The organism is Brasilonema sp. UFV-L1 (assembly GCF_012912105.1).
Taxonomy (GTDB): domain Bacteria; phylum Cyanobacteriota; class Cyanobacteriia; order Cyanobacteriales; family Nostocaceae; genus Brasilonema.
In genome coordinates, this window is record NZ_QMEA01000040.1 from 1 (window position 1) to 12,389 (window position 12,389).

A 12,389-nucleotide genomic window follows, 5' to 3' on the forward strand; every position below is an offset into this window, starting at 1 on the left:
TGTGTACAGAAATCAAGTTACAGCTTCCAACCCTTGTGGAATGATCATCTTGTCCACCTTCGATTATGCAAATTAAAAGTACATTAGCTTAAAACTTAACTTAACTACCAGCTTTGCAACTCTTGTATTTACTCATTTTGTCTTGCTAATCCGGTATCATGATTACTAGACCAGCGCTCTAGCGGGACTTAGACAAAAAACACCCAGAAAAAAGGCTCAAATCTAAATACAGAGAGACTTTGACATGCTTTTACTTGGTTTGTTGATAGATCTGGGTTTGCGCCATTTTTGAGCATTTGGTGTATTTCCCTTACCCTGCATGGGTTTGAGGCTTGTTTTTCACTCAAAAATGTTTAAGTCCCACTAGAAATTAAGCGAGCAATCGTTCGAGCTTGTAGGTAGGTGTCGAGCAATGCGAAGCCCAATACCTACAAGCTTTTGTCAGTGGACAGGCGAAATCATTTACACAGAAACAGTTAAAAACAAGACAAAAAATTATGAGAATTGCAGCAACAACCGCAGCGAAAATTTGGGCGGATGCGTTAAGAGAAGCGCCAGAACATCGCACTGGCGACACGCATTTGGACAAAATGCTACAGAATCAAAATCTTCTTCTAAACGATCCACAAATTAACGCCTTTGAGCAAAAGTTGTCCGATGAATTAAACAAGATTATTGACAATGAAGAAGTCTTGTTAGAAGTAGATGATTCACCAAAAGGTTTACTTGCAGAGATTGTGCAAGAGCTAAACCTTGAAGAATCGCAATTGAAATTGCCCACAAAAAGTTACATGCGGGTAAACACAAAAGAAATTGAGTACAGTTTTGTGGACGGGCAAGAGCCTATTAAAATTCAGCTTTGATACTCCCACGGCTTTTTACGGGAATAAGATCTGCATAGTATTTTTTCTAAAATCTAACGAATCTCTTGTATATCGAAATACAATTGAGTTTAGCTGCCACTGAGTTTAGCGGCTAAACTCCCAAACTCCCACAGTAAAATTGAGAACAAGCAAATGGCTAACAACTTTAGATTCGATCTGCCAGGGTTTCAGAATGATTTTCAACCTGGCGAAGAACAACTTGAACAACTGCTGCGATCGCGCTGGAACGAAGACGTCAATCGTATGACCGAGCGACTCCTACAAAATGAGCCTTGGAATTTCACGAATCAACCCACCCTCACCGATTATTACAATCCTCGAACAACCGAGGTTCCCAAGGAAGCGGCAACAGTTCCCATCACCTGGACAGCTTATCCCAACCGCATTAAGTTCGAGAAGCCTGAGGCGGGTCGGCGCAAGCATTGGGAATATGCTGATAATGGAGTGCCAGATCCCAACTACTACCCCCCAGGTCCTCGCGGTTGGCAGGATGAGTACGCCGAGTGGAGCGTTACCCGCAATGCCGAGGGGAAAATTACGAAAGTTTCATTAACCAGCGAAACCCGAGAGTACTGGTATGCCCTGTGGGATGTCGCTCCTCATATCGTGTTGCGCCTCTACAAACAACTCGTTAGCGAGCAAGTCAAACTAGAGGATTTGTATCTGCGGGACAGTAGCCGTAATCCGATAATCGATCCTCAGACCGGACGACCAGCTTACAACGAACTCAATAAGTGGAATGATAAGTCAACCAATGGTTTAGCTCATTTGATTGGCAATTTCAACTACCAGTATGGTGCCATGTTCTTAGGAGCGCAGTCCACGATACTGCGACAGGACGAACAAGGACATCCCATCACTGATGCGAGCCAACTCGTTAACTGGGGTCTGCATGCCACTGGCAACCGCAATAGCGATCCCTTCATTAGTGCAAGGGTTAACGATTTAGTGCGTTCCGGCGTGAGAGTGACTCTCAAAAACCCTATAGGGCTTTATATCCAAGAACCCAATTTCGGCACTTACGAGCTCCCCTTCGACGCGCCCGACGATGCCAAGCCGTCCGACTATTGGAAAGTAATTCGCGGTCGCAAGCGCCAAGCTGGAGAAGCTTACGATTTGATTCTTCATGCCGTTTACGAAGTACCACCAGAACTAGGCTTTACGGTCAGCGACATCTCGATTGGTGGATTCCCAATCGAGTACGGCGCTCAAATCGCAGAAACCCTTCAAATAGCCGTCATCGGTGAAGGTATCCCCCAACAGACCCCTCCTAAGTCTTATGGGCGTGTCGCCAGCAATAATTTGCCTTATCCTGCCGTCCTGCGGGAATCAGAGTTACTCACAGTCGGCGAGCGTTCCAATTTGAATATGAGAATCAAGCAAGGAACGACGATTGAGAATGTTGCCCTCAAGGCTGTGAATAGCAAAGAGAATGCCACAATTGAGTTTGTGGATGCACCTGGCGTCACCGCGCAAATAACGGGTTTTCAAAAAGATTCCCAAACTTTTACCCTAACCATTACTGCGGCACCAGATGCACCCCTTGGCAACCGATCGCTCCTCCTCAAAAATCCCGACGGTTCCGCAGGTCCTGCACGGTTTGGAATGTTAGAGGTGGTTGCTCCTTCTGGCATTGAGCCGAGATACGTGTAAAAACCAGCATTCCGGGTCTGAAAACCCTTGCTGCATCTAAATTTCAAAGATTTCCGGTGGAAGATTAATCGCAGCCTCCAAAGGCTGCGGTTGTGCTGCAAATTGACCACATAATCACCATCTGTGACAGGTTAGAATTTAGTGGTTTTGTTCAATAGCGTTAGAAACCATTTTCAACGCTTTAGATAGGCTTGAGTCGGAGTTACAAAAAAAAACTGAAGATTCGCGGCTAACCGATGCTCAAGAAGTAATCGAAGTGGCGCGACCAATTCAATCCCAAAATGTAACTATTGATGAAATTAGGCAACCAATACTTAGTAAAGGTGTAGCTAAAAACCGCCGCATTTCGAGTGATTTCAATCACTGCGTCAGATTTTTATTGAGAATATTTATAGTAGCTGCAACAAGTACAGATTTAAAATGGGAGCAAAATTTGGCATAGAGACTAAACTCCTCTGTGCCACTTTCTCCAAAATGGAAGATCAAAAATACGATTGAAGTGTTCCTCTTCTTCTCACATCTAGCGTTGCACAATGAAAAGAACCGCCAAAGGTATTAAAGTTACGAAAATTGCAAGTAATTGGCTCAAATTCCAAATCTTTCATCAGTTTAATCATTGCTTCGTCTTGCTTTTCAACGATGACTCTGTTCTCATCGAGCGTCAAAAGATTCATGCCTACTCCCTTAGAACTCATATAAAGAGGATGACTGTCAGGAATACAGGATTCAGGAGCTTTTCGCACATCCCAACTTTTAAACATTTCCGGAACTTTTTCCACTTTTTTTGGATGTATTAAGAGTTTACCAGGAGCTAGAGGCACAAACGTTGCATCAATGTGCATTGCTGATTGATCCTTAAACTTGAGTTCATGGATTTTGTACTCATTTCCCAAACATCTGCGTACCCACTCTATGCCAAAACGATTGGTAACTTGACTTTGTTGCACAAAGATATCTCTACCACATTTGGTAAACTCAGCCGCATCAAATACTGGTTCAAATTCAGTCAGTGAAGAATTGAATTCTTCATCCTCACCTGCTTCTTCATATTGATAGTTGTATAGTTCATCGCACAGTTGGGGTTTGGGTGCAGGAATCCATTGAGCACCCTGATGAAAATACTCTTTGATCAGTGAGCGATAGGCATTAATTTCAAAGTATCTAGATCGCCAAGGCATTGGAGCTTCGATCAGCTTATCCCCAATTACCATCATCACATCTCTTGGCATTGCTCCGTAGAGACCACTTGGACTTTCCCAGTCTGGGGTTGCATAAGGGCGAGTATAATTGATAGCATCAGGACGACGAACTGTTACACCTTCTGATTCCAAAATGTGAACGAGTTCTTCAAGGTCTTTTTCTCCTGCTTTTACTTGCTCTTCTGGGAATAGCTGACCACCTTTGCACCGAAAAAAATCCCAATAACGCCTTGGCATTGTTGCCTTGATTGTTACATGCCAAGGTGGTACTACTGCACCATCCAATCGACCAACAATCACTTCCTCTAGAGGATCCCATTCATTGAATGAGTTGACAACAGGTGTTGCTGGTTCTGTTAATTGTGAACTATGATTCTGCTCCATGATTAGGTAAATTTAAGAACAAAGTACTAGTTCCTTTTGAGAGACTATTCAAGGGAACTGATCAGATATAGCAATCCTACTATATGAACTGTGAAAATTTATAGAGTCTCAAAGCATGCTTGTACAGCCTTTTTAGCTTTTTTATTTCTCACGCATGATTTACGACTGCTTTATATTGTAATATTGTGAAACACACAATAAAGGCATACAATTAATTTCATCCTTTTGTCAAAATAATTTTGCTCAGTCATTCTCCAAGATGAAAATGCTTCTTTTGAAGATGTTTCATAAGTGGAACTTCATGCTTGTACTAGCGACTTTTAGTCGCTAGTTTAAGGGTACAGCGATAAGAACCACCTATGTAGGTTTAAAAACTCTAATTTCCCATTAGTTCGAGCAGGTTGACTTAGCTAGTGTAGTACTGTTCCGGCCCAGGTGTTGCTGAGCAATATTATATTTGCCCAGCCATATCATGATTGATAATAAACAGATAAAAAAAGAATGACTAATGTTCTTGAAAATTCACAACATCAAGTAAAAACCACTCCAATAATTCTGGATTTGGTTTTGTTATTGATAGCAGTATTGCTCGTATCTTTAGATCCAATTTTTACGAGATTGAGTGAAAACGAGCTTGGAGCTAATGCAACAGTTTTTAATCGTGAATTAATAGCGGGTATCGTCTTCTTATTCTGGCAAGGAGTAAAAGTATTATTGGACAGACATAAGAGCGATTTGTCATCGCCAAAAGAGTCAAAGCCAATTACTATTAGCACTCTAGCTATTCTACTAACCGCGGTTATTTTTGGAGAAGCGTGTTTAGTAACTTGGGCTTTCTCTTTGACTCGAACCACTGTTGCCAATTCTAATCTACTCCATAACTTACCATCAGTTTTTGCTGTTCTTGGAGGGTGGCTATTTTTAGGTCAACGCTTTGATCTGAAGTTTATCATGGGGATGACTGTTGCTTTGGGTGGGGCGATCGCTATTGGAATTCAAGATTTACAAGTTTCTCCCGAAAACCTTGTAGGTGATGCCTGGGCTTTATTCTCTGCTGTCGTCTATGCTGGTTACTTCTTGATTACGGAAAAACTCCGATCTCAATTTTCAGCATTGACCCTATCACTGTGGTATTGTATCCTTTCAAGTCTCCTACTCCTCCCATTTGTACTCTTTTTTGAAAATCAAGTTTTTCCAACTTCACTGTTGGGATGGGTAAATATCATTTGTCTAAGTATTCTTTGCCAAGTGATTGCTTCTATCATTTTTATCTATCAACTGAAACAATTTTCATCAGGATTTGTTTCTCTGTTCATGTTACTACAACCTATCATTGCGGCTGTGCTTGCTTGGGTCGTCTTTCAAGAAAAGTTAAATTGGCTCAACTGGATAGCTTTTTTTATTGTTTTATTGGGCATTTATCTCGCTCAAACTGGTGAAGGTGTCAAACATTAAATAAAAATTCATAGTGAAATAAAACCTATACTATAGCAGTCCTATTTGAGTTGTGTTGGCTTGCGTGGCGTTAGCCATTCCCATACTTACTCATCGAAGGTAAGGGTGGAAGCACATTCCTTATCATTGCAGTTTTTGAACCTCTTTCAAGAAATATAAGTTTTCTTTCTTTAAAAAGAAGAATTTCAAACTAAATTATACGGGGAGTCTAATTGGCGATCGCCTATCTCCTGCGGCAGGACATAGGCGATCGCCTGTAGTTTTTCTAAGATTTGATTCCAGATACCAGTTTTTCACCATCTGTGAACCTATCCCACTAATAAGATCCTTTGAATCCAGATATGAATAGTAGCAAGGTCAATGAATGCATCAAAATATACTTTTTGACGTTCCCAACGAACGGCTAGACGACGGTATTTACGTTGAACACAGCGCAAAACAACGTTCCTGTTGAAATCTTGGAACGGAGATTTTAATTGGTCTACCTCTATTTTTCTTGGTTTTCCATACCCGTTTTGGTATTTGGGGTCGAATACCCCGCTTACGTAGAGCAGCACGTTTTTCCTTTGAGTCGTAACCTTTATCAGCAGCCAGTACCTTGAGTTTTTTACGCGGTCTGCCAGGTTTCAAAGTTTTAAGTTTTACTTTATCAAGCAGAGGTAATACTTGTTCTCTCTCATTACCATTGGCTGGGGTTGTGGAGTTAGCCAAAGGCATTCCATTACCTTCAGTAAGGGTGTGAATAAGAACACCTTTACCTTTGCCCCCATACTTAACTTCTTCACCTCCTCCCTTTCCAGGGGGAAAAAGAGCCGTCAACAGCCCCAAAGTCCCAGTTTATCAGCCCCCTCTCATCAGCGATCGCTAATACACGCCCTTGTATATATTCAAATGTTCCATCTGAGCGCCATCGCTTTAACCATCGGTTACGGGGTCTAACACGTAAGAAATTGAGCCAGCCTTGGTTTGTTGATCTGTCGGCTTCCGTCGGGTACTCGTTGTTATAAGGCTGGCTCAATTTCTAGGGGACAATGCGTCGAGATGAACTTTTTGATGCCCATGTACCCCCATGTGGTAAGTCACACCATCGACACCCTGTAATCAGGATGTACAACAGACTATTTAATACATAACGATATGGAGCATGAGGCATTCCTTTTCCACGTTTGGATGGTTCTTCGGGAAATATATCCTCAAATAGTTTCCATTCTAGGTCAGTCAATCCTTCAAAACGCCCAGCCATACACAGACACACCCTTCTCATACGAGAAGTAGATTATCATATTTCGGCATTAGTGGGATAGGTTCACGAAACCGCAGCTAGAACACTTCTTTGATGATGGATAAAACCTATCAACCAACTCAACTCGACCACCAGCCCAACGCCGCTTTGTAGACCAGTTGACGTCGAAATTCCCCAAAGCCTTGATCAGTAATAGCAGATGATAACTTGCCAAACTGGATCATCCCTTTGACGTTCAAGTCTTCTAAGCGAATAACGCTGTGACATGTAGCAAGTTCAGTTGAGCTTTTGTGCAAAAAATCGTTTCTAACGTTAGAAATTCTGCCATGAGTTCTAGCAAGTCGCTTGAAATATTTCTTGGCGTTATTAGACGGCACGATATATATTTTTTTGCGCTTGCCTAAGTTTGGATCATCAATCCACTTGCTTCCCAATACCTTGTTTTTATTGCGCCACTGAAGTCGTCTAAGCTTGGTTTTCGCTTTCTTGTAAGGTTGTGGCGATTCATATACATTGTCACCCAACTCATGGGTATGAACCGTAGCAAAGCATTTAACACCCAAATCTACGCCACATCTTTCCCACTTATTATGACTTGGAATGGGTAATTTTTCAGCACAAAGCGCAAAAGATACATACCATTCACCTGCTTGTTCGCTTAGGGTGAATGTTTGGGACACATAACTACAATCTAATGGTTCATGGAGCCGAAATGTGCCAAGAGTAGGTATCTTGATTTTGTTACCGGCTTCAAGCAATACTTTGCCATTACAAGCATCAACGGTGAATGACTTACCATCTTTGCGTTTCTTGAATTTAGGAGCTTGTGCTCTACCTTCACGCCAGTTAATAAATGCCTTTTTCAAGGCAATAAACGCATTGGAGTAGATACGAGATGAGTAGTCATTACACCAGCGATATTTATGGGTCTTCTTGGTGTGGTTGGTGAATACTTTCTTGATAGTATCTAATACTTTTGTATTACCCCCAGTGCCGCCATCTCGACGATACTCGGTGAATAATCCCAGTCGGTAGTTGTAGACAAAGCGAGAATAACCAGCACAACCATTAAAGAAGGTCTTTTCTTTGTTATTCAGCTTTAACCTACGCTTGACGGCGAACATGGGATTTCTCCTTAGTAATATAGTAGATTATACATAGCTAAGGCAACGGTTTTCCGGATTCATAAACCATCTTTTTTATCTCTTTTTTATAGCGACGTAGTCCGTACAGCCTGCAACTAAAGCAGTGAATGATTGACATCAAATCTTCTGTTAACTCTTGGTCACGGGGTCTTACACGTATCAAAAATGGGGAGGGTTTATACGATAACTCGTCTAGTCCCCATGATGAATCGTGGGGCTTGGAACCCTCCCCATTTTTGAAGTGTCTTTTTACCAGTATTGTCTTGTGTTACCCTTCTAACCGCTAGTAACCTATTCGACCATGACCTCATTAATGTTTGCTGAAGTTTACGGACTCGCTTGAGATCACCACAACGTGAAGCGGCGTAGATGCGTTTTTGCAACTTAAAGACGTATTTCTCGACTTTGCGCCAATTAATACTTCTCCATCCCTCAGTATTCTCGATGAAATCTGACTTAGGCGTATTCATTACTACTTACACCCCTAGCTCTATCCACATTGCGGGTTACGTCTGCTTATCCCGGACATTACTCCATCCCTTTTGGGGCTTTAACCGTTACTTCGGTTTGGGCGTTTGCTTCTTAACCCATCCCTCCCAAATAGAGCTTTTAGCCTGACCGCCTACCTATGTATCGACCGCCATAGGAGCTATAATTTGGGTTACTTCGTTCCTGATATCCATTGTTTTGAGTATGCGCGGGGATGCCTATCCACCGGGGGTCTAGGAAGTGCGCTGTTTCGGTTGCAAGAACCTAACAGTCCTTACCCTATCGGTTATTTCCGCTCCCTTGGTGTGTCCGAAACACAAGCTTATATCCCTTGGTGAGATATGACGATGGCGAGGGCGACATTTCGCTTACTCTCCCCATGAACTCTTGCTTGCGGTTGGCGCTTTCAGCAATTACCACCATTAACCGCTTTCATCCCCGCTTTACGAATTTGATAGTCGGTCGCCTCCGTAGGGGCTACCATTATTGGTAGTTTATGTGCTTTCAACCCCGCACCAGGGCGGTAGGGTTTAGTTTTCTAGGTTACTCACTTCACCTACATGGATATCAAGTTGTCATCGATAGAGGATTAAAGTGCGGACTCAATCTGGATTGGTTACTCTATCAATGCCTGGAATCCCCCCAGGTTATGGGTTTCTCCAGAACGAATCGCACTTACACGTATCTCGGCTCAATGCCTATACGTAATTGAATTAACTTGGCAAAAATTGAGTAAAACAGTACACAGTCCTGCCTACGTATGATGGAGGGACAGTTACTCAAGTGATGAAACTGATAACTGATAACTGTATAAAGAAGAAAGTACAACAACTCTTTGCTAAATGCGATAAACATGACTAACCATGACCAGTGGTGGAAACAACTACTGTTGGACGTAGGATCATCTGTGACATTCTATACTATTATACCGCTGCCGTATGTCAAGGGGTTATACTTTAGGAGGGTATCCCGGCTCGCTCCACAGGTAGGGTTAATCATTGGGGGAATTTTAGGGCTATTTGATACTGGCATGATTTCTTTGGGTGTGCCGACACTGACTCGTAGCGTTCTGGTGGTATGTCTTTGGATTGCGATGACTGGTGGATTGCATTTAGATGGAGCAATGGATACTGCGGATGGCTTAGCAGTAGGTGATCCAAAACGCCGACTGGAGGTTATGGCAGATAGTGCGACAGGTGCATTTGGCGCAATGGTAGCAATAGTTTTAGTGTTAATGAAAACAGCAGCTTTGACAGATTTAGGGAAAAACCGTTGGTTGATTTTGATGGCTGCTTGTGGGTGGGGACGCTGGGGTCAACAAGTAGCAATTTTTCGGTATCCTTACCTAAAAGCAACTGGTAAAGGCGCATTTCACAAACAAGCCATTTGTTCTTATGAAGATTTGTTACCAGGATTGTTATTGATGATAGGTTTAAGTACTTTACAAGTCGTGTTCGATAAACAGCGTTTATTGACTGCTTTAGCAACGATACTTGCTGGAAGTGCGATCGCCACTCTAACTGGTGCCTGGTTTCACTATAAATTAGGTGGACATACAGGAGATACCTACGGCGCAGTTGTTGAGTGGACTGAAGCTTTATTTCTTTGTATGCTCACTGCTTTAGAAAAGTATGAATTATAACTATCAAAAAGTTTTGTGGTTGAAAAATTTGCAATAATTTACAACTCATAATTTTATTTAGCTGGTTGTAGCCGTGTCACCTTCAGTTTAAAAGTTCCAATTCCAGTTTCTCCAAAAGACCGGACGCGAATGACATAATGACCTGTTTCTGCTACGCGGGTAAAAAGTAGGGAATTGCTGGTACCATCAGGACCATCATCATTTTCTGCCAGTGTTGTTCCATTGGGTGCCAGCAGTGTGATCATACAGTCAAAACTCTCAGAGACTAGATCAATTACCAGATTATCGCCCTTATTTAACTTCACCATGTAATCACGGGCAAATCCGCCTTGACCTGTGGGAATGTCTTTGTCAGAGAGTGTATCAGTCAGTTCATTACCAACAGGTATAGGCATTGGATTATAAAATTTATTAGCTTGAGCAAATGCTGCTGTTGTACTGATAGCAATTGCTAGTAACGTGGCAGGAATGATTGTAACTTGTTTCAATCCCACAGCCAGACCCTTATTGATCATCCCAAAGATTATTTCCACAAAAACAGAGTCATCTGGTTAATTATAGTTTTATTAAGTAGAATTTGCCTATCAAGGCATAGCGGGAGAGTGAGAACCCCTGCCTTTTAAGGAGGGGCGGGGGTCTTACACGTAAAAAATTCGGGCAACACGCCAGGTGCTACAACGGGGGGAACCCCCCGATAGCGCAGCGTGCCCGTAGGGCATAGCTTTGATCGGAGGAAACCTCCGCTCAAACAACTCTTGGCAACGCACTGGCTCCTTATTACAACGAGTACCCGACTTGAAAGACAGATAAACATTACAAAGGTTGCCCGAATTTTTCGCTGACTTTGCGTCGGATGAAACTCGACACGGAGGACTTTAGTCCGCCGTTTCTCTTTCAGGTATTTGGCAACAAAAAAGAAAAATCTGCGACAATATTAATTAAGCGCACAGGTAGGGGTGACGACCTATGCAGGATATCCATAACTGGACTCCGAGGGCAGAAACGTAGCCAATTGTTTAATTGGTTCGCCTTGTGGAAAGCTCTGGGGAGGGACGCTTCGGTGGAGGGTAAATAAGTTGCCTGTGGAGGCGGTGAGACCAGCGCTGCGGGAGGGTTTCCCTCATGTGCCACTTCTGTGCGGGGGTTCCCCCCGTTGAAGAATGTGGCGTCAGGCGACTGGCGAACCCGGAGGGTCTGGCGGGGATGTGAGACACGGGTTGAGGATCTAGTTAAGAGCCTAAGAGACAGGAACAAAGGTGAAGAAGCGCGACTTTAGTCCGATTCGTAACATCTTTTAAGAATCCCCGTGCATTTATGCCGGGGAGTACGTCAATTAGTGACAGGGCGTGGGATAACAATTTTGAATTCAAAATTCAAAACAATCTACCAAAAGAACGCAGGAGTCAACAGCAGAAGCACGTCTATGCTCCTCCTGGATTCTTTTGAATGATTCTTCTTCAATTTTCAGCACCATACCTCTGGACAAGTGTAGGCTTGACAACACTACCCTTTCAATGTATGAGCAGTTGCTGCTAACCCCACAACTTTCATACCAGCTTGATTGAGTGTTTGCATAGCAGACATAGCAGTGGCACCTGTCGTATAAATGTCATCGACTAAAAGCACTGGAATTTCTGGGCAGCGACGAAAATCTTTTCCTATATCAAAAGCTTCAGCTAGATTTTTTGCTCGCTTTGAGGCTGACAAAGAATGTTGTGCTTCAGTTGCTCGCACTCTTGCCAAACCATTCTGTTTTAATTTTAATCCAGTCGTTTCGCAGAAACTTTCTGCTATCAATGCAGCTTGGTTATATCCACGCTCTTTTTGCTTGTTAGGGTGGAGTGGAATCGGAACAACCACAACTTTATCGGACATAGGTGAATGTAATAGCCATGCTTCTCCTAATGATCGACCCAAAGAACGGGCAATTTGGGGTTGATTTTCGTATTTCATTGCAGCGATCGCCCGTTTAAGAATCCCCCCATACGCCCCCCAAGCAAACACTGGTAAGGGGTCTTTCCACAGATATGTGGGGTCTTTTAGGTGACATTTTTGCAACTGTCTATTACAGTTTTGACACAAGTCCTGGGAAGTCGGACGCTGACAAAGAGGGCAGTTGGATTGTAGAAAAAGGTTGAGTAAGTCTTTAAAATTTTGAGTCCAGTTTTTCATCTAGGGTTAATAACTACCTTTTACTTTGACTAATACTTTGGCTCAGAATGTCTAAATGTAAAGATTTGTAAGAAATAATTGGTACCTTGCGTAAAATCGCTGTACTGAGCTTGAGAAGTAACT

11 protein-coding genes and 1 pseudogene are annotated in these 12,389 nt (G+C 42.7%); 4 read left to right on the forward strand and 8 right to left on the reverse strand.

All coding sequences use genetic code 11. From position 1 onward, the window contains the following. Positions 1-497 precede the first annotated feature (497 nt). Together DP117_RS13480 and DP117_RS13485 are read left to right on the forward strand one after the other, a co-directional pair. Positions 498-863 carry a hypothetical protein gene (locus tag DP117_RS13480; protein ID WP_169218818.1) on the forward strand — a complete coding sequence of 122 codons (366 nt, stop codon included), beginning with the start codon at positions 498-500 and terminating at the stop codon, positions 861-863. A gap of 153 nt (positions 864-1,016) precedes the next feature. Beyond that, positions 1,017-2,537, forward strand: a complete 1,521-nt coding sequence (locus DP117_RS13485; protein ID WP_169218819.1) for a hypothetical protein — start codon at positions 1,017-1,019, stop codon at positions 2,535-2,537. A gap of 482 nt (positions 2,538-3,019) precedes the next feature. Here DP117_RS13485 and DP117_RS13490 read toward each other — a convergent pair whose 3' ends face one another. Beyond that, a complete protein-coding gene (locus DP117_RS13490) occupies positions 3,020-4,120 on the reverse strand; it encodes an amidinotransferase (RefSeq protein WP_169218820.1) in 1,101 nt (366 codons plus the stop codon). A gap of 501 nt (positions 4,121-4,621) precedes the next feature. Here DP117_RS13490 and DP117_RS13495 point away from each other — a divergent pair. Then, a complete protein-coding gene (locus DP117_RS13495; protein ID WP_169218821.1) occupies positions 4,622-5,575 on the forward strand; it encodes a DMT family transporter in 954 nt (317 codons plus the stop codon). A 417-nt stretch (positions 5,576-5,992) separates the two neighbouring features. Here DP117_RS13495 and DP117_RS13500 read toward each other — a convergent pair whose 3' ends face one another. From DP117_RS13500 to DP117_RS13525, 5 genes and pseudogenes are all read right to left on the reverse strand, one after another. After that, positions 5,993-6,394, reverse strand: a complete 402-nt coding sequence (locus tag DP117_RS13500; RefSeq protein ID WP_211176091.1) for a transposase — start codon at positions 6,392-6,394, stop codon at positions 5,993-5,995. A 202-nt stretch (positions 6,395-6,596) separates the two neighbouring features. After that, positions 6,597-6,818 (reverse strand): transposase, encoded by a 222-nt coding sequence (locus DP117_RS13505; RefSeq protein WP_169218822.1) that lies wholly within the window; start codon positions 6,816-6,818, stop codon positions 6,597-6,599. A gap of 119 nt (positions 6,819-6,937) precedes the next feature. Next, entirely contained in the window at positions 6,938-7,942 is a 1,005-nt protein-coding gene (locus tag DP117_RS13515; protein WP_169218852.1) for an RNA-guided endonuclease TnpB family protein, read from the reverse strand. 70 nt (positions 7,943-8,012) lie between these two features. Further along, positions 8,013-8,102 (reverse strand): annotated as a pseudogene (locus DP117_RS36210) (IS607 family transposase); the annotation flags it as partial. 37 nt (positions 8,103-8,139) lie between these two features. Further along, positions 8,140-8,433: a reverse transcriptase N-terminal domain-containing protein gene (locus DP117_RS13525; protein WP_248277656.1), complete on the reverse strand. Its 294-nt coding sequence runs from the start codon at positions 8,431-8,433 to the stop codon at positions 8,140-8,142. An 872-nt stretch (positions 8,434-9,305) separates the two neighbouring features. Between DP117_RS13525 and cobS the strand changes: the two genes are divergently transcribed. Further along, entirely contained in the window at positions 9,306-10,094 is a 789-nt protein-coding gene (gene cobS / locus DP117_RS13530; protein WP_169218824.1) for an adenosylcobinamide-GDP ribazoletransferase, read from the forward strand. A gap of 53 nt (positions 10,095-10,147) precedes the next feature. Here cobS and DP117_RS13535 read toward each other — a convergent pair whose 3' ends face one another. Both DP117_RS13535 and DP117_RS13540 read right to left on the reverse strand, forming a co-directional pair. Continuing rightward, on the reverse strand, positions 10,148-10,609 hold the full coding sequence (locus DP117_RS13535) for a PPC domain-containing protein (protein ID WP_169218825.1): 462 nt from the start codon (positions 10,607-10,609) through the stop codon (positions 10,148-10,150). Positions 10,610-11,597: 988 nt separating this feature from the next. After that, positions 11,598-12,266, reverse strand: a complete 669-nt coding sequence (locus tag DP117_RS13540; RefSeq protein WP_169218826.1) for a ComF family protein — start codon at positions 12,264-12,266, stop codon at positions 11,598-11,600. Positions 12,267-12,389 lie beyond the last annotated feature (123 nt).